Source organism: Delftia sp. SD018 (assembly GCF_017355445.1).
GTDB classification, from domain to species: domain Bacteria; phylum Pseudomonadota; class Gammaproteobacteria; order Burkholderiales; family Burkholderiaceae_C; genus Comamonas; species Comamonas acidovorans.
In genome coordinates, this window is the sequence record NZ_JADDRN010000013.1 from 39051 (window position 1) to 63920 (window position 24870).

Consider the following 24870-nt stretch of genomic DNA (forward strand, 5'->3'; position numbering starts at 1 on the left):
GATCCCATCCACGCATGACACCCGTCATACAAGCGACTTCCGGCAATGAAGGGCTGTGCTGGCGCTGTCATGCAAAGGTCATGACGAGGTCACGCAGCCACGAGGGCCGCGCTGTATCGCCAGGGTGCTAAGCTCACTGCCATCCCCCTGGATGGCGTTGGCTGCTGCAAACCTGCCGCAGCCGTGTCGTCGTCCGCCTGCCGCGCATGCCCTCTTCCAATCCCCCCGAAAGCCGCCTGGCCGCCATCGACATTGGCTCCAACAGCTGCCTGCTGGCCATGGCCCGCAGCGACGGCGCAAAGGTACAGCTGTTCAGCCACCGCAAGGAAGCCATACGCCTGGGCAGCGCCCTGGACGCACAGGGCGCCCTGAGCCTGGAGGCCATGCAGCGTGGCTGGGCCTGCCTGGAGCGCTATGCGCAGGTGCTGGGCGACCTGCCCCGCCACCGCGTTCGTGCCGTGGCCACGCAGACGCTGAGAGAGGCATCGAACCGCCAGGTCTTCCTGGACGAGGGCCAGCGCATCCTGGGCTGCGCCATCGAAGTCATCGACGGCGAGGAAGAAGCGCGCCTGATCTATCGTGGCGTTGCCCAGTTGCTGCCGCCCGGTCCCCAGCGGCGGCTGGTGGTGGACATCGGTGGCCGATCGACCGAACTGTGCCTTGGCCAGCAGCGGCAGGTGCTGCAGGCACGCTCCTTCGCCTTCGGCAGCGTGACCTGGGCATTGCGCCACTTTCCCGATGGAGAGCTGTCGGCCCAGGCACTGTCCCAGGCCGAAGCGGCGGTGGCCGACATCATTGCGCCCGAAGCCGCGCGGTTTGCCGCCGGGCAGTGGAGCCATGCCTATGGGTCCTCCGGCACGGCCGGTGCCATCGTCAAGGTGCTGGCCCATGCACCCGATGGCACGGCCGGCTGGATCACGCGGCAGGGACTGGACTGGCTGCAGGCGCAGTTGCTGCGTGCAGGGCATGTCAGCCGCGTGAACATGGACGGGCTCAAGGAAGAACTGCGCCCCATGATCGGCGGCGGCATGAGCGTGATGCGGGCGATCTTCTCCAGCCTGGGCATCGAGCGCATGCGCGTGACGCATGGCGCCCTGCGGCATGGCGTGCTGTATGAGCTGGCCGATCGGCTGGATACCGAAGCCTCCGGAAAACACAGGCGCAGGCAAGATGCACCCGGCCCGTGATGGCCCATGACGGCCCATGACGGCCCAGGCCCTGCTTGCGTCAGGGAAGGCCGATAGAGTGTTTTCCGCACAAGTGCTACACTTTGTAAGCTTCCCACCCTCCCTCCATTACCGCCCCACCGCTTCGCCATGTCCGCGCCGACGATTGCGTACGACCCTGTACTCGAACGTCCGTCTTCGATGATGGCGGCGTCCCTGCAACGCAGCCTGCGCGAGCAGCAGGCCCTGCTCGACAATGCCGGCGTCGGCATCGTCTTCATTCGCCAACGCGTCATCGTCCGCTGCAACCAGTGCTACGCAGACATCTTCGGCTACGCGGGCGAGCATGCACTGGTGGGCATCAACAGCGAACACCTGCATCCCAGCCGCGATGAGCTGCGCAGCCTGGGACGCGAGGCCTACCGCACGCTGAGCGCCGGCCTGTCCTTTCGCACGCAGCGCCGCCTGCGCCGCAAGGACGGCAGCCTGTTCTGGGGAGAGCTCACGGGGCGGCTCATCAATCCGGGCGATGCGCGCGAGGGATCGATCTGGATCGTGAGCGATATCGACGACCGCCTGCGTGCCCAGCAGGCCCTGAGCCAGGCCCACGAACTGCTGGAGCAGCAGGTGCGCGACCGCACACGCGAACTCAGCGCCACGGTGGAGAACCTGCACCGGGAGATTGCCGACCGCAAGCTGGACCAGGAACGCATCTACTGGATGGCGCACTACGACGCGCTCACCGGCCTGCCCAACCGCACGCTGCTGGCCGAGCGCAGTGCCCGCGCCATCGAGCTGGCCAAGGCCAACGACACGCCGCTGGCCGTGATGTTCCTGGACCTGGACCACTTCAAGCATGTCAATGATTCGCTGGGCCATCGCGTGGGCGATGCCCTGCTGGTGGAGATTGCCCGCCGCCTGCGTGCCGTCGTGCGCGACCGCGATACGGTGGCCCGCATCGGCGGCGACGAATTCGTGCTGCTGCTGCCCGGCGCCAATGCCCAGGGCGCGGCCCGCGTGGCCGGCAAGCTGCAGGAGGCGTCGCGCCAGGCCTACCAGATCGACCGCCATGAGCTGACCATTGCGCCGTCCATGGGCATTGCGCTGTACCCGCGCGACGGCCACGACATCGACTCGCTGACACAGGCCGCCGACGCGGCCATGTACCACGCCAAGCAGGCCGGTCGCAACACCTACCGCTTCTTCACGCCGCAGATGCAGGCACAGTCCCTGCGCGCCCTGCAGTTGGAGAACGCGCTGCGCCGGGCGCTGGAGCGCAATCAGCTGTATCTGCACTATCAGCCGCAGATCACGCTGAGCACGGGCCGCGTGCGCAGCGTGGAGGCGCTGCTGCGCTGGGAGCACCCGGAACTGGGCTCGGTCTCACCGGCCGAGTTCATTCCCGTGGCCGAGGACAGCGGCCAGATCCTGCAGATCGGCGAATGGGTGCTGCGCAGCGCCATGCAACAGTTGCAGGTCTGGCGCAATGCGGGCCTTTGCGACCTGAAGGTGGCCGTGAATCTTTCGGCCATCCAGTTCCATCAGCAGCAACTGCCCGAGATCATCAACCGCATCCTGCTCGACAGCGACCTGCCGGCCGATTCTCTGGAGCTGGAGCTGACCGAGGGCGTGGCCATCCATGATCCGCGCCAGGCGACAGCCACCATGGACCGGCTGCGCGAGCACGGCGTGCGCCTGGCCATGGATGACTTCGGCACCGGCTATTCATCCCTGAGCCAGCTCAAGCGCTTTCAGATCTACAAGCTCAAGATCGACCAGTCCTTCATCCAGGATCTGGACCACGACAGCAACGACCGCGCCATTGTCAGCGCCATCATCCGCATGGCCCAGGCCCTGGGCATGCAGACCACGGCCGAGGGCGTGGAGACCGAGGCACAGCTGGAGTTCCTGCGCGAGCAAGGCTGCGATGAAGCCCAGGGCTACCATTTCAGCCGCCCGCTGGCACCAGAGGCGCTGGAGTCCTTCTTGCGCAGCCAGGGCTGACCGGGCCACATCACCGCGCGCATCGCATCACCTCGCGCACCGGAATCCAGACAAAAAAAGCCGAGGCATGAAGCCCCGGCCTTCCATGCACAGGAGCGCGCAACCGCTCAGGCAACCGGCGAATTCTTGGCCACGCTGGCCAGGCGCTCGGCACAGCGGCTGGCCTGATCGCCATCGCGCGCCTCCACCATCACGCGCAGCAAAGGCTCGGTGCCGCTGGCGCGGATGAGCACGCGCCCCGTATCTCCCAGCTCGGCCTTGACGGCCTCGGTGGCCTCTTCCAATTGGGTGTTGCGCTTCCAGTCCTGGCCCGGCTGCAGCCGCACGTTGAGCAGCACCTGGGGAAACAGCTGCACGGACGACAGCCACTGCGACAGGCTCTTGCCCGAGCGCACGCAGGCCTGCAGCACCTGCAGCGCGCTGACCAGGCCGTCGCCCGTGGTGTGCTTGTCCAGCGCCAGCAAATGGCCCGAGCCCTCACCGCCCAGGGTCCAGCCCTGGCGGTGCAGCTCTTCCAGCACATAGCGGTCGCCCACCTTGGCACGCACAAAGCCCACGCCCTGGGACTTCAGCGCCACCTCCACGGCCATATTGGTCATCAGCGTGCCCACGGCGCCCGGCACGGCCTCGCCGCGCGCCAGCCTGTCGGCTGCCAGCAGATACAGCAGTTCGTCGCCGTTGTAGAGCCGCCCAGCGGCATCGACCAGCAGCAGCCGGTCGGCATCGCCATCCAGCGCCACGCCGAAGTCGGCCTTGTTGGCGCGCACGGCCAGCACCAGGGCCTCGGGGTGCGTGGCACCCACGTCTTCGTTGATGTTCAGTCCATCGGGCGCACAGCCTATGGCCACCACATCGGCCCCCAGTTCATGGAAGACCTTGGGTGCGATCTGATAGGCCGCGCCATGGGCCGCATCGACAACGATCTTCACGCCCTTGAGCGTGAGTGCATGGTCAAAGGTGCTCTTGCAGAACTCGATATAGCGCCCTGCCGCGTCTTCAAGGCGCCGGGCCTTTCCCAGAGCGGCAGAGTCGGCCCATACGGGATCTTCGGTCAAGGCCTGCTCGACCTCTTCCTCCCAGGCATCGGGCAGCTTGGTGCCCTGTGCGCTGAAGAACTTGATGCCGTTGTCGTAGTAAGGGTTGTGGCTGGCGCTGATGACCACGCCCAGGCTGGCTCGCTGGGCGCGCGTCAGGTAGGCCACGCCCGGGGTGGGCAGGGGACCGAGCAGCATCACGTCCACGCCGGCCGAGTTGAAACCTGACTCCAGGGCACTCTCCAGCATGTAGCCCGAGATCCGGGTGTCCTTGCCGATCAGCACCATCGGGCGGGCTTCCTTACGCCGCAGCACACGGCCCACGGCGTGCGCCAGGCGCAACGCGAAGTCGGGGGTGATGGGCGAGCGGCCCACCAGGCCGCGAATTCCATCGGTACCAAAATATGTGCGTGCCATAGTGCTCCTTTGTTGTTCAGTTGTTGTCGTGCATGGTCTGCCAGACCGTCAATGCCGCCACCGTATCGGCCACGTCGTGCACGCGCACCACGCGCGCACCCCGCTCCACTGCCAGCAGCGCCGCCGCCACACTGGGCACCATGCGCTGGCCCTGCGCAAGGCCACTGACCTGCCCGAGCGAGCCCTTGCGCGACCAGCCCGCCAGCAGCGGGAAGTCTAGGCCCAGCAATTCCTGCTGGCGCGCAAGCAGCGAAAAATTCTGTGCCACGCTTTTGCCGAAGCCGATGCCGTAGTCCCAGACAATGCGCTCGCGCGCCACGCCCCGGGCCAGCAGGGCATCGGTGTGCAACTGCAGGAAATCGCGCACGGCGGGCACGGCATCGCCTTGCATGGGCACGGTCTGCATGTCCTGCGGCGTGCCATGCATGTGCATGAGACAGATGCCGCAGCGCGGGTGCGCGGCCACCACCTGCTGCGCGCCCGGCTGGCGCAGCGCCCAGATGTCGTTGACGATGTCGGCCCCCAGATCCAGCACGGCCTGCATGACCTCGGGCTTGTAGGTATCGACGGAGACAGGCACGCCCAGTTGCACCGCGCCCTGCACCACGGGCAGCACGCGCCGCAATTCCTCGTCCAGCGGCACGGCCGGTGATCCGGGCCTGGTGGACTCACCGCCGATGTCGAGGATGTGCGCGCCTTCACCGACCAGCTGCTCTGCATGCCGCAAGGCCTGCTCCACCGTGTTGTGCCGCCCCCCGTCGGAAAACGAGTCGGGCGTCACATTGACGATGCCCATGACCAGTGGACGCTGAAGGTCTAGAACAAAGCGCGAAGTCTGCCATTGATGCGGCATGGGATTTCCTGAAGGTAGGCGCTTGCCGGACCGGGCCCCTCGCTCGGCCACCGCTGTGGGCGATTGAACACATCCTGCAAGCAAAGCAAAAGGGCCCCTCGGGGCCCTTTGCATGGGATTGGCAGATTCTGCGGCAAGCAGATCAGGCCGTGGTGGGCGCAGGGTCGGCATCCACTGCCGGCGTGCCGCCGGACGAGTTGCCACCGTCGGACGACGGCGGGTTGCGCGGCACCCAGTCCTTGGGAGGACGCGGCTCGCGGCCGGCCATGATGTCATCGAGTTGCTCGGCGTCGATGGTTTCCCAGTCGAGCATGGCCTTGGCCATGGCATGCATCTTGTCGGAGTTGTCCTCGATCAGCTTGCGCGCCAGCCCGTACTGCTCGTCGATGATGCGGCGAACCTCCTGGTCCACCTTCTGCATCGTCTGCTCGCTCATGCTGTTGGTCTTGCTCATCGAGCGGCCCAGGAAAGGCTCGCCTTCCTGCTCCGCATAGACCATGGGACCCAGCGCGTCGGTCATGCCGTAGCGCGTGACCATGTCGCGTGCGATCTGCGTGGCCCGCTCGAAGTCGTTGCTCGCGCCGGTGGTCATCTGGTTCATGAACACTTCTTCGGCAATGCGTCCACCGAACAGCATGGCGATCTGGTTGAGCATGAACTCCTTGTCGTAGGAGTAGCGGTCCTTCTCGGGCAGGCTCATCGTTACGCCCAGCGCACGGCCGCGGGGGATGATGGTGACCTTGTGCACGGGATCGCACTTGGGCAGCAGCTTGCCGATCAGCGCGTGGCCCGCCTCGTGGTAGGCCGTGTTGCGGCGCTCTTCCTCGGGCATGACCATGCTCTTGCGCTCGGGGCCCATGATGATCTTGTCCTTGGCCTTCTCGAAATCCTGCATCTCGACGGTACGCGCATTGCGGCGCGCGGCCATCAGGGCTGCTTCGTTGCAGAGGTTGGCCAGATCGGCACCCGACATGCCGGGCGTGCCGCGGGCGATCACGCCCGGATTCACGTCCTGGCCGACAGGAATCTTGCGCATGTGCACATTGAGGATCTGCTCGCGGCCACGGATATCGGGCAGCGTCACATACACCTGGCGGTCGAAACGGCCGGGACGCAGCAGGGCGGCATCCAGGATGTCGGGACGGTTGGTCGCAGCCACGACGATCACGCCGAGGTTGGTCTCGAAGCCGTCCATCTCGACCAGCATCTGGTTCAGGGTCTGTTCACGCTCATCGTTGCCACCGCCCAGGCCTGCGCCGCGCTGGCGGCCCACGGCGTCGATTTCATCAATGAAGATGATGCAGGGTGCGTTCTTCTTGGCATTCTCGAACATGTCGCGCACACGGGCAGCGCCCACGCCCACGAACATTTCCACGAAGTCGGAACCCGAGATGCTGAAGAACGGAACCTTGGCTTCACCAGCGATGGACTTGGCCAGCAGCGTCTTGCCGGTACCCGGAGGCCCGACCAGCAGCAGGCCACGCGGAATGCGGCCGCCGAGCTTCTGGAACTTGTTGGGGTCCTTCAGGAAGTCCACGACTTCCTTGACCTCTTCCTTGGCTTCGTCGCAGCCTGCAACGTCGGCAAAGGTCACGGTGTTGTTGTTCTCGTCCAGCATGCGGGCCTTGCTCTTGCCGAAGCTGAAAGCACCGCCCTTGCCGCCGCCCTGCATCTGGCGCATGAAGTACACCCACACGCCGATCAACAGCAGCATGGGACCCCAGCTGACGAGCAGGGTCATGAGGACCGAGCCTTCTTCGCGGGGCTTGACGTCGAACTTGACGTTGTTGTTGATCAGATCGCCCACGAGCCCACGATCCAGGTAGGTGGCCGTGGTGCGCACCTTGCGATCATCGTTGGTCGTGGCCACGATCTCGGTGCCGCCGGGGCTTTCCTGGATGGTGGCGCTCTTGATGCGGTTGCTTCGCACCTCTTCCAGGAACTCGGAGTAACCGACATGGGACGCGCCAGCGCCGCCGCGAGTGTCAAATTGTTTGAACACCGTAAACAGCACCATGGCGATGACCAGCCAGACGGCAATTTTTGAAAACCACTGATTGTTCAAGCGGGGCTCCAATGGGGATACAGATAAAACGACTTCCAGCGTGCTCGAAGCGTATTTGCGGTCCATTTTAGGTGTTTCAAGCTGGCTGGTCGCCTATATCCCTCTATAGCAGCCATAGCTTGAATGCGGTCTTGACCCGCGTCAGGGCCGCGCCGGGCGGCTGTGCAGGGCTACTTGAGCCCCATGCCCACCAGAAACGTCTCCGAAGACTTGTCGCGCGAGGACTTGGGCTTGATCGGCTTGACCACCCTGAAGGTCTGCCGGAACAGCGCTACAAGGTCGTCGTAGGCCCCGCCGTGAAAGAGCTTCACGACCAAGGCCCCTTCAGGTTTCATATGGTGGATGGAGAAATCAACCGCCAGCTCCACCAGCAGCGCAATGCGCGCCGCATCCGTCGTACCGTTGCCCGACAGGTTGGGAGCCATGTCGGAGACCACCACATCGGCCTTGCCGCCGCCCAGCGCTTCCTGCAGCTGCGCCAGCACCGGCTCCTCGCGGAAATCGCCCAGAATGAACTGCACGCCCTCGATGGGCTCCATGGGCAGCAGATCCAGCGAGATGATCCGGCCATTGAGCGCTCCCACCGCCGCACCTTCTGGCGACAGGCAGCGGCGCACATACTGGCTCCACGCCCCGGGCGTAGAGCCCAGGTCCACCACCGTGGCACCCGGCCGGATGAGCTTGAGCTGCTCGTCTATCTCCTTGAGTTTGTAGGCCGCGCGAGCGCGGTAGCCGTCCTTCTGGGCGGCTTTGACGTAAGGATCGTTGACGTGGCTGTTGAGCCAAGCCTTGTTGACCTTCTTGCTTTTTGTTTGGACTTTCATGCTGGATTCTTTCAGCCTCGATAATACGGCCATGCCCCAAATTCAATTGACTCCCGCCGAGCGCCGGGAACACCGCGCCAACGCACACCACCTGGACCCCGTGGTCCTCATCGGAGGTGACGGCCTGACGGCTGCCGTGCAAAAGGAGGTCAACGCCGGCCTTAACGCACATGGCCTGATCAAGGTCCGTGTCTTCAACGACGACCGCGCCGCACGCGAGCAGATGTATCTGCAGCTGTGCGACGAACTTGGCGCTGCACCCATTCAACACATCGGCAAGCTGCTGGTGCTCTGGCGCCCCATGCCAGAAAAGGAAAAAGCCGTCGACGAGAACCGCATGCCCGGTCCTCGCGATGTCAAGCTGCTCAAGTTCAGCAAGCGCTCCGGCCAAAAGCCCGAGGTCAAGCAGATCCGCGTGCTGGGCAACCAGCGCCTGACGGCAGGTGGCCAGGTCAAGCGCGCCAAGCCCAAGCAAAAGTCGGTCAAGAAGCGCCAGGCAGACTGAGTCCGCCGCATCCATGACCGTAGCATCCCATGCCCCCAGCGTGGCCCAGGCCGCGCAACCGCCCTCCGCCTCCCCCTCTGCGCAGCAGCGCTTCGTGATCTGCATGAAGTGGGGCAAGAAGTACGGTCCGGAGTATGTCAACAGGCTCTACGCCATGGTGCGTCGGCATCTGAAGGGCGATTTTCGCCTTGTCTGCCTGACCGATGACGGCGTGGGGATTCGTGACGAAGTCGAATGCCTGCCTATTCCGCCGCTGAACCTGCCCGCCGGCATTCCCGAGCGTGGCTGGAACAAGCTGGCCACCTTCAGCGCCGACCTGCATGGCCTGCGCGGTACGGCGCTGTTTCTTGACGTGGACGTGGTCATCACCGGGCCGCTGGACGATTTTTTCACCGAGCCCGGCGAATTCCTGATCATCCACGACTACAAGCGTCCCTGGCGCATCACGGGCAATTCCTCGGTGTACCGCTTCGAGCTGGGTGCCCACCCCGAGGTACTGGACTACTTCCGCACGCATTTCGAAGAGATCCGCAGCAGCTTCCGCAACGAACAGGCCTACCTGTCCGACATGCTGCACAAGCAGGGCAAGCTCAAGTACTGGCCGCAGGCCTGGTGCCCCAGCTTCAAGTACCACTGCATTCCAGCATGGCCGACGAACTACTGGAAGCCGCCCTTCGTGCCGGATGGTGCACGCGTGGTGATCTTCCACGGAGAATGCAACCCGCCCGACGCGTTGGCCGGCCGGCGCAATCGGCGCTTTCGCTATATCCGGCCTGCCACCTGGGTGGCCGAGCACTGGCACGAGTAAGCAGCTCGACCCACAAAAAAACGCCCGCGCTTGCGGGCGTTTTCGTTTGGCATGGCACCGAACCGGCAGGACCGGGATCAGGCCGTGGCCTCGGCTTTCGCTTGAGACGGAGGACTGCCTATGCGCCACAGCACGACGAGCGCACACAGCCACTGCAGCGCATACATCACCGTGCCCACGCTGTGCCACAGCTTGAGGTTGTCGCGTGCAACGATGCGCGGCGACACGCCGTACTGGACCAGAAATGCCAGCAGCATGCCTGCGATCACAAAGCCCAGACAGGCCTTGGCCCAGGGCTGCAGGACCTGCTCCTTGTTGCGCCGGGACAGGACCAGCAGCAGGGCCGCGCAGGCGATGGACACCCAGGTCTGCGCGGCAAACAGCTTGGCTGCCATGAAGCCCGCGACAGCCGGCGTGGGCAATTGGGCGAACAGCATGGGCACGGCCATGAAGCCGATGGCCGACAGGCTGCCCCACCACAGGGCAGCAGCCAGCAGGGGAACGCGTTCGTACAGGTTGCTCATGGGCTTAGGCCTTCCTCAATGATCGAGGCACAGGCGCCGACGCATCAGAGGTAGCGCACCGACACCACTTCATAGCGGCGCTCGCCGCCCGGTGCCTGCACGACGGCGGTATCGCCCTCTTCCTTGCCGATCAGCGCGCGCGCGATGGGGCTGGAGACGTTGATCAGGCCCAGCTTGAGGTCGGCCTCGTCCTCGCCGACGATCTGGTACTTGACCGTGTCGCCGCTGTCTTCATCCTCGAGCTCCACCGTTGCACCGAAGACCACGCGGCCACCGGCATCCACGGAAGAGGGATCGATGATCTGGGCAGCCGACAGCTTGCTCTCGACCTCGGCAATGCGGCCTTCGATGAAGCCCTGGCGGTCCTTGGCGGCCTCGTATTCGGCGTTTTCGCTCAGGTCACCCTGGGCACGTGCCTCGGCGATGGCCTGGATGATGGAGGGACGCTCCACGGTTTTCAGGCGGTGCAGTTCGTCCTTGAGCTTCTCGGCTCCGCGCTTGGTGATGGGAATGGTGGCCATTGAAAAGTCTCCATGTTCAGCGAACGCCGCGCGCTGCGCGGTTTCTTTGGTACAGGCGGGCCGGCGACTTTGCGGCTAGACCTGCACCCCAAAAGCAAACCGCCGCACGTTGCCGCGCGGCGGTTTCATCGAATGATTCGTTCCATTATGCCGTGTTTACCCACCCGAAATGGTGGGATAACCCGGCGGCACTGTCGGACAGTGCCGCTCGCTGCGCGCCATCAAAAAACAGGCGCAGCGGCAATGGAAGGATCTCAGGCAGCCTGCAGTTGGGCGTGCAATTCCTGGACCGAGTGCACGTCCATGTTGCCCATGGACTTCATGCCTTCGACGGCAGCTTCTGCACCGAAGATGGTCGTGAAGGTGGTCACACGCGCCAGCAGGGCGCTGGTACGGATGGCACGCGAGTCGGCGATGGCATTGCGGCGCTCCTCCACCGTGTTGATGACCATGGCGATCTCGCCGTTCTTGATCATGTCCACGATGTGGGGGCGGCCTTCGGTCACCTTGTTGACGAGCTGCACCTCGATGCCGGCCTCGGAAATGGCCGCTGCCGTACCGCGCGTGGCGCACAGCACGAAGCCCATCGCAGCCAGTTCCTTGGCCACGGCCACGGCACGCGGCTTGTCGGCGTTCTTCACGGTCAGGAAGACCTTGCCCTGGGTCGGCAGCGTGACGCCGGCGCCCAGTTGGCTCTTGACGAAGGCTTCGCCAAAGGTCTTGCCCACGCCCATGACTTCGCCAGTGGACTTCATCTCGGGGCCGAGGATGGTGTCCACGCCAGGGAACTTCACGAACGGGAAGACGGCTTCCTTGACGCTGAAGTACGGCGGCGTGACTTCCTTGGTGATGCCCTGCTGGGCCAGCGTGTCGCCGGCCATGCAGCGTGCAGCCACCTTGGCCAGCTGGATGCCGGTGGCCTTGGAGACGAAGGGCACGGTGCGCGAGGCGCGCGGGTTGACTTCCAGCACGTAGATCACGTCGCCGTCGGCCGTTTCCTTGATGGCGAACTGCACGTTCATCAGGCCGACCACGCTCAGCGCGTTGGCCATGGCGGCAGTCTGGCGCTTGATCTCGGCCACGGTCTCGGGCTTGAGGTAGTAAGGCGGCAGCGAGCAGGCGGAATCGCCCGAATGCACGCCAGCCTGCTCGATGTGCTCCATCACGCCGCCGATGAAGACGGCGCCTTCGCGGTCGCGCACGCAGTCCACATCGCACTCGATGGCGTTGGACAGGAAGTGGTCCAGCAGCACGGGCGAGTCGTTGCTGACCTTGACGGCTTCGCGCATGTAGCGCTCCAGGTCGCGCTGCTCGTGCACGATTTCCATGGCACGGCCACCCAGCACATAGCTGGGACGCACGACCAGGGGGTAGCCCAGGCCGGCCGCCTTTTCCAGCGCTTCGGGCTCGGTACGGGCCGTGGCATTGGGCGGCTGGCGCAGGCCCAGCTCATGCAGCAGCTTCTGGAAGCGCTCGCGGTCTTCGGCCGCGTCGATCATGTCGGGCGTGGTGCCGATGATGGGCACGCCTTCCTTTTCAAGACCCAGCGCCAGCTTCAGGGGCGTCTGGCCGCCGTACTGCACGATGACGCCAACAGGCTTCTCGACAGCCACGACTTCGAGCACGTCTTCCAGCGTCAGCGGCTCGAAGTACAGGCGGTCCGACGTGTCGTAGTCGGTGGACACGGTCTCGGGGTTGCAGTTGACCATGATGGTTTCATAGCCGTCCTCGCGCATGGCGAGCGCAGCATGCACGCAGCAGTAGTCGAACTCGATGCCCTGGCCGATGCGGTTCGGGCCACCGCCCAGCACCATGATCTTTTTCTTGTCCGTCGGCTCGGCTTCGCACTCCTCGTCATAGGTGGAGTACATGTAGGCCGTGTCGGTGGCGAACTCGGCAGCGCAGGTGTCCACGCGCTTGAACACGGGGCGCACGCCCAGTGCCTTGCGTGCCTCGCGCACGGCCTTCTCATTGCTGTGCAGCAGCTTGGCCAGGCGACGGTCGGAGAAGCCCTTTTGCTTGAGCGTGCGCAGCGTGGTGGCGTCCAGTGCGGCCAGCGCGGCATCGCCCTTTTCCTCGTAGACCTGGTCCAGCTCGAGTTCGATCTTCACGATCTCTTCGATCTGCACGAGGAACCACTTGTCGATCTTGGTGATGTTGTGCACCTCGTCCAGCGTCCAGCCGGCAGCGAAGGCATCGCCCACATACCAGATGCGGTCCGGACCTGGCTCGCCGAGTTCCTTTTCGAGAATTTCGCGGTCCTGGGTCTTTTCGTTCATGCCGTCCACGCCGACTTCCAGGCCGCGCAGCGCCTTCTGGAAGGACTCCTGGAAGGTACGGCCAATGGCCATGACCTCGCCCACGGACTTCATCTGCGTGGTCAGGCGGTTGTCGGCAGCGGGGAACTTCTCGAACGCGAAACGCGGGATCTTGGTGACCACGTAGTCGATCGAGGGCTCGAACGAAGCGGGCGTCTTGCCGCCCGTGATGTCGTTCTTGAGTTCATCCAGCGTGTAGCCCACGGCCAGCTTGGCAGCGACCTTGGCGATGGGGAAGCCCGTGGCCTTGGAGGCCAGCGCCGAGGAACGCGACACGCGCGGGTTCATCTCGATGACGATCATGCGGCCGTCCTTCGGATTCACCGAGAACTGCACGTTGGAGCCGCCCGTGTCCACACCGATCTCGCGCAGCACCGCCAGCGAGGCGTTGCGCATGATCTGGTATTCCTTGTCGGTCAGCGTCTGCGCGGGTGCCACGGTGATCGAGTCGCCGGTGTGCACGCCCATGGGATCCAGGTTCTCGATGGAGCAGATGATGATGCAGTTGTCCGCCTTGTCGCGGACGACTTCCATCTCGTACTCCTTCCAGCCAAGCAGCGATTCCTCGATCAGCAGCTCATTGGTCGGGGACGCTTCCAGCCCGCGCTTGCAGATGGTCTCGAACTCTTCGGGGTTGTAGGCAATGCCGCCGCCCGTGCCGCCCAGCGTGAAGCTGGGGCGGATGACGGTGGGAAAGCCCATTTCCTTTTGCACGGCCCAGGCTTCGTCCATCGAATGGGCGATGCCCGAGCGTGCCGAACCCAGGCCGATGCGCGTCATCGCATCCTTGAACTTGAGGCGGTCCTCAGCCTTGTCGATGGCCTCGGGCGTGGCGCCGATCAGCTCGACCTTGTACTTGTGCAGCACGCCGTTGCGCCACAGGTCCAGCGCGCAGTTCAGCGCGGTCTGGCCGCCCATGGTCGGCAGGATGGCGTCGGGACGCTCCTTGGCGATGATCTTCTCGACCGTCTGCCAGGTGATGGGCTCGATGTAGGTGACGTCGGCCGTGGCCGGGTCGGTCATGATCGTGGCAGGGTTGCTGTTGATCAGGATGACCTTGTAGCCCTCTTCGCGCAACGCCTTGCAGGCCTGCACGCCGGAGTAGTCAAACTCGCAGGCCTGGCCGATGACGATGGGACCGGCGCCAATGATCAGAATGCTTTTGAGGTCGGTGCGCTTAGGCATTTTTGTGTTTCTCCATCAGCGCCGTGAAGCGGTCAAACAGGTAGGCGATATCGTGCGGGCCGGGCGAAGCCTCGGGGTGGCCCTGGAAGCAGAACGCAGGCTTGTCCTTGTGCTCAAGGCCTTGCAGCGTGCCGTCGAACAGGCTGATGTGCGTGGCGCGCAGCGTGTCGGGCAGGGACTCCATCTCCACGGCAAAACCGTGGTTCTGGCTGGTGATGCTGACCCGGCCGTTGTCCAGGTCCTTGACGGGGTGGTTGGCGCCGTGGTGGCTGTTGGCCATCTTGAAGGTCTTGGCGCCGGCGGCCAGGGCCATGATCTGGTGACCCAGGCAGATGCCGAAGACGGGCTTGCCGGACTCCACCAGCTCCTTGGTGGCGGCAATGGCGTAGTCGCAGGGCTCCGGGTCGCCAGGGCCGTTGGACAGGAAAACGCCGTCGGGGTTGAGTGCCAGCACATCCTTGGCGGGCGTCTTGGCCGGCACCACGGTCAGCTTGCAGCCGCGCTCGGCCAGCATGCGCAGGATGTTGAACTTCACGCCGAAGTCATAGGCCACCACATGGAAACGCGGGGCCTGCTGCTGGCCGTAGCCTTCGCCCAGCTTCCACTCGGTTTCCGTCCATTCGTACTGCTGGGCGGCGCTCACCACCTGGGCCAGATCCAGGCCCTTCATGCTGGGGGCAGCCTTGGCCGCAGCCAGTGCCTCGTCGATGCGCGCCTGGGTCACTTCTTCGCCAGCGGCCAAACCGACGATGGCGCCGTTTTGTGCGCCCTTGTCGCGCAGCAGCCGTGTGAGCTTGCGCGTGTCGATGTTGGCAATCGCCACCGTGCCGCTGCGCGTGAGGTAGTCGGGCAGGGTCTCGGACTTGCGGAAGTTGCTGGCCAGCAGCGGAAGGTTCTTGATGATCAGGCCCGCCGCATGGACCTTGCCAGCCTCGACATCCTCTGCGTTGACGCCGTAGTTGCCGATGTGCGGATACGTGAGCGTCACGATCTGCTGGCAGTAGCTGGGGTCGGTGAGGATTTCCTGGTAGCCGGTGATTGCCGTGTTGAAAACGACTTCACCAACCGTGGTGCCTTGCGCACCGATCGAGTTGCCAACAAAGACCGTGCCGTCTGCGAGCGCCAGGATGGCGGATGGGAATGCTCCCTTGAGAGACAAAAGCACTGGGTTCTCCGGTTCTAATTACGGTTACGCCCAGCGTGCCGCACGGACGGATCCGGGCGGGTTATAGCTTGTCTGCAGGGGGTGGCGAGGAAGCGTCGCTAGGCGTAGTGTGGAATGCTTGAAAGCCGCCCATTATAGGCTGGTCGTGCTTCAGCCTCCTGACAGGAGGCGGGATTACCCTTGACGTGAGCCGGCACTCACGCTGCTTGCGTGCAGGCATATCGCCGCTGCAGCAGCCACGTTCAGCGACTCCTCACCGCCCGGCTGGCCGATGCGCACATGCTGCGCTGCCCGCTGCATCAGCGCCTCTCCAACGCCCTGCCCTTCATGGCCCATGGCCCAGGCACAAGGCCAGGGCAGCGCGGCATTGTGGATCAGTTCGCCCTGGTGGGAACTGGTCACGATCAGGGGCAAGCCAAGCGCATCCAGGTCTTCGGACGAGGCCGACTCGACCAGTTGCAGACCGAAATGCGCCCCCATGCCGGCGCGCAGCACCTTCTGGCTCCACAGCGCAGCCGTGCCCTTCAGGGCCACGACCTGGCTGAAACCGAAGGCAGCGGCACTGCGCAGGATGGAGCCCACGTTGCCTGCGTCCTGCACGCGGTCCAACACCACCGTGGCCACGCCTGCACGGATGACCGCCGATGCCTGCCAGTCCATCAGAAAACCGATGCGCGCCGGGGACTCCAGGCCGCTGACTTCGGCAAACAGGGCATCTGCCAGCACCACGCACTTGCCTGCGCCCTGCACCCATTCCAGCGGCACCAGCGGCCAGAAGGATTCGGCCACCACGGCCACGGAGGGCTGCATGCCACGCGCCAGCGCGGCACGGCACAGATGGTCCCCCTCCAGCCAGACGCGCCCTTGCTTGCGGTAGGCCCCACTATCCTGGACAAGCCTGCGCAAATCCTTGACCAGGACGTTGTCACGGGACTGGATCAATGTGGCGGCGGGTTGTCGGCTCATGGTGGGGCTTTCGGGCAAAGGGAACAGCGCGCCACGGGCGCAGAAAGAAACGGCAAAGGCGCTCAGGCCGACAGCAGCAAGGCTTGCGCGCCCTGCGCCGCAGCTGCCACGCGGGCAGCGGCCAGAGGCTCGGCCATGCGGGCAATGCTCACGACATGGGCCACCGGCGCGAAGGTTCGCCGGTGCTCCTCGCAGGCACCGTGCAGGCGCAGCGCCGCAAGGTGGGCCGCCGTGCCGTAGCCCTTGTGGCCGTCGAAACCGTATTCCGGATATTGTTCATGCAGCCGTTCGCACCAGCGGTCGCGCGTGACCTTGGCCAGAATGGAGGCGGCCGAGATGGCCTGCACCAGGGAGTCCCCCTTGACGATGGCCTCGGCCTGCACGTCCAGCACGGGCAGCTGGTTGCCATCCACCAGCACGAGCACCGGCTTCAGGCGCAGGCCCAGCACCGCGCGGCGCATGGCCAGCAGCGTGGCCTGCAGGATGTTCAGGCGATCAATCTCTTCGACCGAGGCCTCGGCAATGCTGCAGCACAGCGCCTTGGCACGGATCTCGTCATAGAGTGCCTCGCGGCGCGCAGCCGTGAGCTTCTTGGAATCGTTCAGGCCCTCGATGGGATTGAGATCGTCAAGAATGACAGCAGCGGCCACGACAGGGCCGGCCAACGGGCCGCGGCCCGCTTCGTCCACGCCCGCAACCAACCCCGGCGGATGCCAGGGCAGGCACGCCTGTTCAGGCGGCAGTGGGGGCAATGATTTTCTCGATCGCATGGGCGGCCAGTTCGGCAGTATCGCGCCGCAATTCATGGTGCAGCGCTGTGAAGCGCTGTACCAGCGCCTCGACGGTTGAAGGGGAATGTTCGCACGCCTGCAGCCATTGCAGCACAGCCGCGCTCAGCGCCTGGGGCGTTGCCGCATCCTGGATCAGCTCGGGCACGACGAAATCGCCGCACAGGATGTTGGGCAGGCCCACCCAGGGCTGCAACTGCTTGCCACGCATCAGGCGCCAGCTCCAGGGGTGCATGTTGTAGCCGATCACCATGGGACGCTTGTACAACGCGGCTTCCAGCGTGGCCGTGCCGCTAGCGATCAACGTCACGTCGCAGGCTGCCAATGCATCATGGGACTGGCCGCGCACGATGTGCAGCGACGAGGCCATGCCGGACTCCTGGGCAATGCGCCGCAACTCGTCCAGTTGCGAAGGCACGGCAGGCACTACTATTTTAATAGCTGGCAGCGCCTTCCGGACCAAAGCTGCAGCCTGAAAGAAACGGGCTGCAAGATAGCGGATTTCGGAGCGTCGGCTGCCGGGCAGCACGGCCAGCACCAGACCATCTTCCGGCAGACCCAGCCGACGGCGCGCGGCGGCACGGTCGGGCTGCAGCGGAATCACGCTGGCCAGGGGATGGCCCACGTAGGTGGCATCTATGCCGTGACGGGCCAGCAACTCGGGCTCGAAGGGAAAGATGCACAGCACATGGTCGGCCGCACGCCGAATTTTCTCGACGCGATCGGCACGCCAGGCCCAGATCGAAGGGCAGACGAAATGCACGGTCTTGATGCCCGCAGCCCGCAGATCGGTCTCCAGGCCCAGGTTGAAGTCGGGCGCATCGATGCCGACAAAAACGGCTGGCGGCTGCTTGAGCAGGCGCTGGCGCAACTGCCGGCGGATGTTCAGAATCTCGGCCAGTCGGCGAAACACTTCCCAGCTGTAGCCATGCACGGCCAGCCGCTCGCAGGACCACCATGCCTCAAAACCGCGCTGCTGCATTTGGGGGCCGCCGATGCCAAAGGCCGAAGCCTCGGGCCAGCGGGCCTGCAGCCCACCCAGGAGCAAGGACGCCAGCAGGTCGCCTGAGGTTTCCCCGGCGACCATGGCAATCGATGGACTCAGGCGCGCCAATGGCGCCGCGTTCTCTGTCATGCCGTCCTTTCGCGCGCCGGATCAGCGCGCAATGCCCCGGGTCGAAGCGGCCAGAAAATCCAGCATCAGCGATACATCGGCAACGGCCTCGGGCTGCTCGCCAGCCAGCGCTCCAATGGCGTCGCGCGCGGCCTCCAGGGTCAGCCCCTGGCGATACAGCAGACGGTGCATCTGCTTGATGGCCTGGATACGCTGCGGCCCGAATCCGCGCCGGCGCAGGCCTTCGATATTGAAGCCACGCACGGCCAGGGGATTGCCATCCACCATCATGAAGGGCGGCACATCCTGCGAGATATGGCTGGCAAAGCCCGCCATGGCATGGGCGCCCACCTTGGTGAACTGGTGCACGCCCGTCAGGCCGCCCAGGATCACATGGTCGCCCACATGCACGTGGCCGGCCAGGGTGGCGTTGTTGGCCAGGATGGTGTGACTGCCCACGACGCAGTCGTGGGCCACATGCACATAGGCCATGATCCAGTTGTCATGGCCGATGACCGTGACACCCTGGTCCTGCACGGTGCCCGCATTGAAGGTGCAGAACTCGCGCACCGTGTTGCGGTCACCGATGACAAGCCGCGTGGGCTCGCCTGCGTACTTCTTGTCCTGGGGCTGAGCGCCCAGGGACGCGAACTGGAAAATCCGGTTGTCGCAACCAATGCGGGTATGGCCTTCGACAACGCAATGCGCGCCAATCGTGGTGCCGGCGCCGATTTCCACATGCGGCCCGATGACGGCATAGGGGCCGACCGACACCGATGAATCCAGCTGTGCAGCGGAATCTATCAGTGCCGTGGGATGGATGCGTTCAATGCCAGCCATGCGCCCGTCAGCCCACGTTGCGCATGGTGCACATCAGCTCGGCTTCGCAGGCCACTTCGTCCTCGACGCGGGCCACGCCCTTGAACTTCCAGATGCCGCCGCGAACGCGATCGATGGTGATCTCCAGCACCAGCTGGTCGCCCGGCTCCACGGGGCGCTTGAAGCGCGCACCGTCGATGCCCACGAAATAGTAGATGTTGTTTTCGTCGGGAACCTGGCCCATGGCATCGAAGGCCAGCAGGCCGGCAGCCTGCGCCAGCGCCTCCAGGATGAGCACGCCCGGCATGACGGGACGGCCTGGGAAATGGCCCATGAAATAGGGCTCGTTGAACGTGACGTTCTTGATCGCCTTGATGCGTGTATTGCGCTCAAGCTCCGTGACCTTGTCCACCAGCAGGAAGGGGTAGCGGTGGGGCAGTTGCTTGAGAATTGCGTGAATATCCATCATTGCGTTCCGTTATGGCCTTGATCCGCCGATTGCTGCAGTTGCCGCTCCAGGGCCTTGATGCGATCGCGCATGGAGTGCAGCTGCTTCAGCGTCGCAGCATTTTTTTCCCATTTGGCGTTTTCATCCACGGGAAACATGCCCGTGTAAACACCTGATTGTGTCAGCGAACGGGTCACTACCGTCGCTGCCGAAATATGCACCCTGTCGGCCAGCTGCAGATGGCCCAGCACGATGGCGCCGCCTCCCACGGTGCAATGCGCGCCAATGCGCGCGCTGCCGGCCACCCCCACGCAACCGGCCATGGCCGTATGCTTGCCGACATGCACGTTGTGACCGATCTGGATCAGGTTGTCGAGCTTGACCCCGTCCTCGATCACCGTGTCGTCCAGCGCTCCGCGGTCTATGCAAGTGTTGGCGCCGATTTCCACATCGTCGCCGATCCGCACGCCACCGAGCTGCTCGATCTTCACCCATGCTCCGTTCTCGGGCGCAAACCCGAAGCCGTCCGCTCCCAGCACCACGCCGGAATGCAGCAGACAGCGCGCCCCCACATGGCAGTTCTCGCCAATGGTGACGCGCGACTTGAGCACGGTGTGGGCACCGATGGTGGCACCCTCTTCAACCACGCAGAGCGGGCCGATCGTGGCAGAGGCATCAACGATGGCACTCTCGTGCACCACCGCGCTTGGATGGATACCGGCCGGCGCCACAGACCTGCAGTTCCGCTTCCACCACTGCGTGGCCCTGGCGAAGTAGGCATACGGGTCAGGGACCACGATGCAGGCACCCCGCTGCTGCGCCAGCTCACGCATGGCGGGCGCCACAATAACGCAGGCCGCCTCGGAGGCGGCCAGTTGCTGGCGGTAGCGGGGGTTGCTCAGAAAACTGAGATCCCCGGCCCCGGCGGAATCCAGCGGGGCGATGCGGGAGATGGGCATCTCCCTGCCGCCACCGACCAGTTCGCCACCGAGTGCATCGAGGATCTGACCCAACAATACGCTCACGGCATGCAGCCCTGGACGCTGGCTTACTTGCCGCCGCCGTTCAGCGCCTTGATCACTTTGTCAGTGATGTCGTACTTGGGGTTGATGTAGACGGCTTCCTGGAGGATGACGTCGTACTTCTCGGATTCGGCCACTTGCTTGACCACCTTGTTGGCGCGCTCCAGCACCTGGGCCAGTTCCTCGTTCTTGCGGGAGTTCAGGTCCTCCTGGAACTCACGGCGCTTGCGCTGGAACTCGCGGTCCTGGTCCACCAGCTGACGCTGACGGGAGACGCGCTGGCTTTCGGCCATGGTGGGCGCTTCACGCTCGAACTTCTCCGAAGCGCTCTTGAGCGTATTGCCCTGGTCGACCAGTTCCTTCTCACGCTTGGAGAATTCCTGCTCCAGCTTGGACTGCGCAGCCTTGGCCGTCGACGCTTCACGGAAGATGCGGTCCGTGTTCACAAAGCCGGCCTTGAACTCTTGAGCGTGCGCAGAAACAGCCATGGCGCCAAGCAGCACAGCCAGGGAAAAATGGCTAGATAGAGATTTCATTAGAAAGAGGTTCCGATTTGGAATTGCAGTCGCTGGATTTTATCCCCGGTCTGCTTGCGGATGGGTTGAGCAAAGGCGAGACGCAGGGGGCCCAGCGGGGAAATCCAGCTGATGCCCAGGCCCGTGGAAGCCCGCAGCTCCCCGAGATCGAAGTTCTCGTTGGCCCCGTAGACATTGCCCACATCGAGGAATGTAAAAAGACGCAAAGTCCTGTCATTGCCGGCACCGGGGAAGGGAATCATGAACTCTGCGTTCAAGGTCACCTTCTTGGAGCCGCCAAGCGCCAGGTTTTCCTTGGTGTCGCGCGGACCCAGCGAGCCCTGCTCGAAGCCACGCACCGAACCCAGGCCACCCGAGAAGAAGTTCTTGAACAGCGGGAACGGACGGCCATTGAGGCCCTTGCCGTAGCCCAGTTCACCGTTCAGTGCCAGCGTGTACTTCTTGCTCAGAGGGATGTACTGCTGGATCTGGTAGTTGGCTCGCACATAGCGGGCCTCGCCACCCACCGACCACTCGGTGTTCAGGCGCTGGTAGAGACCGGAGTTGGGCGCCAGCGCGCTGTCACGGCTGTCGCGTGACCAGCCCAGGGTCAGCGGTATGCCGGTGTTGGAGTAGCCGTACTTGTCGGCATAGTCCTTGTACGCCTGGGGCAGGTAGGTGCCGGGCTTGATTTCGGAGCGCTCCACGCCGCCGCCGAAATACACCGTGTCGATCTCGCTGAAGGGCACGCCAAAGCGCACGCTGCCGCCCGAGGTGACGATCTTGTAGGCCGCATCGTCGTAGTAGGGACGGTCAGTGCGGTAGTACAGGTCGTAGGTGCGCGAGATGCCGGTGTCCGTGAAGTACGGATCCGTGGTGGACAGCACCATGGTGCGGCGGTACTTGCTGGTATTCACGTCCACGCCCAGGTAATTGCCCGAGCCGAACACGTTTTCCTGCTTGATGCCGAACGACAGCGAAACCTTTTCAGCGCTGGAAAAACCAGCGCCCAGCTGCAGCGAGCCGGTGGGCTTTTCAGCCACCGAGATGACCAGATCCACCTGGTCGGGCGAACCCGCCACTTCCTGGGTCTCGACATTGACCTCGGTGAAGAAGCCCAGGCGGTCCACACGGTCGCGCGACAGGCGAATCTTGTCGCCGTCATACCAGGAGGCCTCGTACTGGCGGAATTCGCGGCGGATCACTTCGTCGCGCGTGCGGTTGTTGCCACTGAGATTGATGCGTCGCACATAGGCGCGGCGAGAAGGCTCGGCGTGCAGCACCAGGGCCACCCGGTTGGTTGCACGGTCGATGTCCGGCACGGCCTCGACGCGTGCAAAGGCAAAGCCGAAGTTGCCGAAGTGCTCGGTGAAGGCCTTGGTCGTCGCCGTGACCTGGTCGGCGTTGTAGGGCTCGCCGGGCTTGATCTTGACCAGGGACTTGAACTCGTCGTCGCGGTCGAGGTAGTTGCCCTCCAGCTTGACGCCGGAGACGACGAAACGCTCGCCTTCATGGATGTTCAGGGTCAGCGAGATGGTCTGCTTGTCGGGCGAGATGGCCACCTGGGTGGAGTCCACGCGGAACTCCAGGTAGCCACGCTGCAGGTAGTAAGAGCGAAGCGTTTCCAGGTCGGCGTTGAGCTTGTTGCGCGCATAGCGGTCCGACTTGGTGTACCAGCTCATCCAGTTGCCGGTGTCCTGATCGAACAGGTCCTTGAGCGTGGATTCGCTGAAGGCCTTGTTGCCGACGATGTGGATCTCGTTGATGCGGGCCGGATCGCCCTCGGTCACCGTGAAGGTCAGGTTGACGCGGTTGCGCTCAATGGGCGTGACCGTGGTGACGACCTCCGCCCCATAAAGGCTGCGGTTGATGTACTGGCGCTTGAGCTCCTGCTCGGCACGGTCGGCCAGGGCCTTGTCGAAGGGACGACCTTCTGCCAGGCCCACATCGCGCATGGCCTTTTGCAGGGTTTCCTTGTCGAACTCCTTGGTGCCGGCGAAGTTCACCTCGGCGATGGTCGGGCGTTCTTCGACGACGACAACGAGCACGTTGCCATTGGCTTCGAGGCGGATGTCCTTGAACAATCCCAGCGCGAACAGCGAGCGGATCGCAGCTGCGCCCTTGTCATCGTCATACTGGTCGCCCACGCGCAGCGGGATGGATGCGAAGACCGTGCCCGGCTCCACGCGCTGCAGGCCTTCGATGCGGATGTCCTGTACCCGGAAGGGCTCCAGCGCCCAGGCTGCATTGGCAGCCAAAACCATGGCAGCCAGGGTCGATGCAGCGCGCACGCCCAGGCGATTGATACGTTTAGTCATGAATGGATTTGCCGCCGCTGCGGCTTGCCGAAAACGGCTGAAAAGTTAGCCCCAAAGCCGGTTGATATCGTTGAAAAAGGCGACGGACATCATCATCATCAAAACCGCCACACCTGCACGCTGCAAGCGTCCGGCCCAGACTTCCGACACGCTTCGGCCAGTCACGCCCTCCCAAAGATAATACATCAGGTGCCCGCCATCGAGCACCGGCAGGGGGAGCAAGTTGAGAACCCCCAGGCTGATGCTTATCAGCGCCAGGAACGAAAGATATTGAACCAGGCCCATGCTGGCCGAACGCCCCGCATAGTCGGCAATGGTCAAGGGGCCGCTGATGTTCTTGAGCGATGCCTCGCCTATCACCATGCGGCCCATCATGCGCAGCGTCAGCGACGACAGCTCCCAGGTACGCTGCACGCCAGCCCACAAGCCTTCCAGCGGACCGCGCTGCACCAGAGCCATCTCGGGAGCGCTGCCGATGTAGGCACTGATGCGGGCAATGCTCTCCTTGCCATCTTCCGAGCGGCCCAGATCGGGCAGCACGGGGATCTGCAGTTGCCTGCCATCGCGCTCCACGAGCCAGACCTGCTGCTGGACCTGGCCCGATGCACCCATCTTGCGGATGAGATTGCGCAGTTGGGTGCCGTCATCCACCGAGGTGCTGCCCACGCGCAGCACCAGGTCGCCCTGGCGCAAGCCGGCCTTTTCGGCGGCACCACCGGCAATCACCTTGTCCAGCACGGGCTGCGTCCAGGGCCCCAGCAGGCCCAGGCGCTCGAAGAAGGCGGCATCGGGCTCGCCCTGCACCTGCCCGGCCAGCGCCAGCTGCAGTTCGGACGGTGCGGTGCGCCGGCCCTGGAGCACTTCCATGCGCACCGACTCGTCATCGAGCGCGGCGCGCGTCAGTGTCCAGCGCAGATCATTGATGGAGCGAACCTCTTCCCACTCCTGGTCGCCCAAGGCGATGCGCAGCACGCGATCACCGCCCTGCACGCCCGCCATCTGCAGCACCGTGCCCGCCGGCGGCGTGGCCAATCGCGCCACGGGCTCCTGCATGCCCATCCAATTGACGATGGCCAGCAGCGCAATGGCCAGCACGAGATTGGCCACCGGGCCTGCCGCCACGATGGCCGCACGTGCACGCAGCGGCTGGGTGTTGAATGCCAGATGGCGCTGGTCGGCAGGGACTTCGCCCTCACGCTCGTCGAGCATGCGCACATAGCCGCCAAGCGGCAGTGCACCGATGACGAATTCCGTGTCCGAACCTTTGCGCTTCCAGCGCAGGATGGGGCGACCGAAGCCGACGGAAAACCGAAGCACCTTCACGCCGCAGGCCACAGCGACGCGGTAGTGGCCCCACTCGTGGACGGCAATCAGCACGCCCAGCGCGACCACGAATGCAACTACGGTCAGCAACAATTGATACTCCTTTGAATCCAATGCGCACCTGGATACCGCCGCAGGCCCACCGAGAAACCCGGTCTGGCCCGCGAA

General features: G+C 64.4%; 21 protein-coding genes. 4 read left to right on the forward strand and 17 right to left on the reverse strand.

Going from position 1 to position 24870, the window contains the following annotated elements:
- Positions 1–206: 206 nt before the first annotated feature.
- Together INR38_RS14505 and INR38_RS14510 are read left to right on the forward strand one after the other, a co-directional pair.
- Positions 207–1187 carry a Ppx/GppA family phosphatase gene (locus INR38_RS14505; protein WP_207442365.1) on the forward strand — a complete coding sequence of 327 codons (981 nt, stop codon included), beginning with the start codon at positions 207–209 and terminating at the stop codon, positions 1185–1187.
- 129 nt (positions 1188–1316) lie between these two features.
- Complete coding sequence (locus tag INR38_RS14510; protein ID WP_034396146.1) at positions 1317–3170, forward strand: EAL domain-containing protein; 1854 nt, start codon at positions 1317–1319, stop codon at positions 3168–3170.
- Between the two features lie 107 nt (positions 3171–3277).
- Here INR38_RS14510 and glmM read toward each other — a convergent pair whose 3' ends face one another.
- The 4 genes from glmM to INR38_RS14530 all read right to left on the reverse strand — a co-directional run bounded on the left by glmM (position 3278) and on the right by INR38_RS14530 (position 8363).
- A complete protein-coding gene (gene glmM, locus INR38_RS14515; RefSeq protein WP_063325287.1) occupies positions 3278–4621 on the reverse strand; it encodes a phosphoglucosamine mutase in 1344 nt (447 codons plus the stop codon).
- A gap of 16 nt (positions 4622–4637) precedes the next feature.
- Positions 4638–5474, reverse strand: a complete 837-nt coding sequence (folP, locus tag INR38_RS14520; RefSeq protein ID WP_207442363.1) for a dihydropteroate synthase — start codon at positions 5472–5474, stop codon at positions 4638–4640.
- Between the two features lie 142 nt (positions 5475–5616).
- A complete protein-coding gene (gene ftsH, locus INR38_RS14525; protein ID WP_016447469.1) occupies positions 5617–7539 on the reverse strand; it encodes an ATP-dependent zinc metalloprotease FtsH in 1923 nt (640 codons plus the stop codon).
- Between the two features lie 170 nt (positions 7540–7709).
- A complete protein-coding gene (locus INR38_RS14530; protein ID WP_207442361.1) occupies positions 7710–8363 on the reverse strand; it encodes an RlmE family RNA methyltransferase in 654 nt (217 codons plus the stop codon).
- 31 nt (positions 8364–8394) lie between these two features.
- Between INR38_RS14530 and INR38_RS14535 the strand changes: the two genes are divergently transcribed.
- Together INR38_RS14535 and INR38_RS14540 are read left to right on the forward strand one after the other, a co-directional pair.
- Complete coding sequence (locus INR38_RS14535) at positions 8395–8868, forward strand: YhbY family RNA-binding protein (protein WP_013801462.1); 474 nt, start codon at positions 8395–8397, stop codon at positions 8866–8868.
- Between the two features lie 13 nt (positions 8869–8881).
- Positions 8882–9676 (forward strand): glycosyltransferase, encoded by a 795-nt coding sequence (locus INR38_RS14540; protein WP_071956497.1) that lies wholly within the window; start codon positions 8882–8884, stop codon positions 9674–9676.
- Positions 9677–9753: 77 nt separating this feature from the next.
- On the opposite strand, the gene INR38_RS14545 is transcribed toward INR38_RS14540, so the two are convergent.
- The 13 genes from INR38_RS14545 to rseP form a co-directional block, all read right to left on the reverse strand.
- The gene (locus INR38_RS14545) at positions 9754–10200 is read right to left on the reverse strand and encodes a DUF4149 domain-containing protein (protein ID WP_043819012.1); all 447 of its coding nucleotides are present in this window, start codon (positions 10198–10200) and stop codon (positions 9754–9756) included.
- Positions 10201–10244: 44 nt separating this feature from the next.
- Positions 10245–10721 (reverse strand): transcription elongation factor GreA, encoded by a 477-nt coding sequence (greA, locus tag INR38_RS14550; RefSeq protein WP_012206729.1) that lies wholly within the window; start codon positions 10719–10721, stop codon positions 10245–10247.
- Positions 10722–10975: 254 nt separating this feature from the next.
- Positions 10976–14224 carry a carbamoyl-phosphate synthase large subunit gene (gene carB / locus INR38_RS14555; RefSeq protein WP_013801459.1) on the reverse strand — a complete coding sequence of 1083 codons (3249 nt, stop codon included), beginning with the start codon at positions 14222–14224 and terminating at the stop codon, positions 10976–10978.
- On the reverse strand, positions 14217–15389 hold the full coding sequence (gene carA / locus INR38_RS14560) for a glutamine-hydrolyzing carbamoyl-phosphate synthase small subunit (protein WP_016447475.1): 1173 nt from the start codon (positions 15387–15389) through the stop codon (positions 14217–14219). Before carA ends, carB begins: the two co-directional genes overlap by 8 nt.
- A gap of 174 nt (positions 15390–15563) precedes the next feature.
- Positions 15564–16355 carry an RNA methyltransferase gene (locus INR38_RS14565; RefSeq protein ID WP_012206732.1) on the reverse strand — a complete coding sequence of 264 codons (792 nt, stop codon included), beginning with the start codon at positions 16353–16355 and terminating at the stop codon, positions 15564–15566.
- Positions 16356–16417: 62 nt separating this feature from the next.
- A complete protein-coding gene (gene rnhB / locus INR38_RS14570) occupies positions 16418–17125 on the reverse strand; it encodes a ribonuclease HII (protein WP_012206733.1) in 708 nt (235 codons plus the stop codon).
- Positions 17088–18278, reverse strand: a complete 1191-nt coding sequence (gene lpxB, locus INR38_RS14575) for a lipid-A-disaccharide synthase (protein ID WP_034396164.1) — start codon at positions 18276–18278, stop codon at positions 17088–17090. The genes rnhB and lpxB overlap by 38 nt, the downstream gene beginning before the upstream one ends.
- A 21-nt stretch (positions 18279–18299) precedes the next feature.
- Positions 18300–19097, reverse strand: coding sequence for an acyl-ACP--UDP-N-acetylglucosamine O-acyltransferase (lpxA, locus tag INR38_RS14580; RefSeq protein WP_207442359.1), 798 nt, complete (start codon positions 19095–19097; stop codon positions 18300–18302).
- Between the two features lie 7 nt (positions 19098–19104).
- The gene (gene fabZ, locus INR38_RS14585) at positions 19105–19545 is read right to left on the reverse strand and encodes a 3-hydroxyacyl-ACP dehydratase FabZ (protein WP_012206736.1); all 441 of its coding nucleotides are present in this window, start codon (positions 19543–19545) and stop codon (positions 19105–19107) included.
- A complete protein-coding gene (lpxD, locus tag INR38_RS14590; protein ID WP_192366384.1) occupies positions 19542–20549 on the reverse strand; it encodes a UDP-3-O-(3-hydroxymyristoyl)glucosamine N-acyltransferase in 1008 nt (335 codons plus the stop codon). Before lpxD ends, fabZ begins: the two co-directional genes overlap by 4 nt.
- A 23-nt stretch (positions 20550–20572) precedes the next feature.
- Entirely contained in the window at positions 20573–21082 is a 510-nt protein-coding gene (locus INR38_RS14595) for an OmpH family outer membrane protein (RefSeq protein ID WP_013801453.1), read from the reverse strand.
- Positions 21082–23379 (reverse strand): outer membrane protein assembly factor BamA, encoded by a 2298-nt coding sequence (bamA, locus tag INR38_RS14600; RefSeq protein WP_013801452.1) that lies wholly within the window; start codon positions 23377–23379, stop codon positions 21082–21084. The genes INR38_RS14595 and bamA overlap by 1 nt, the downstream gene beginning before the upstream one ends.
- Positions 23380–23424: 45 nt before the next feature.
- The gene (gene rseP / locus INR38_RS14605) at positions 23425–24795 is read right to left on the reverse strand and encodes an RIP metalloprotease RseP (protein WP_207442357.1); all 1371 of its coding nucleotides are present in this window, start codon (positions 24793–24795) and stop codon (positions 23425–23427) included.
- Positions 24796–24870 lie beyond the last annotated feature (75 nt).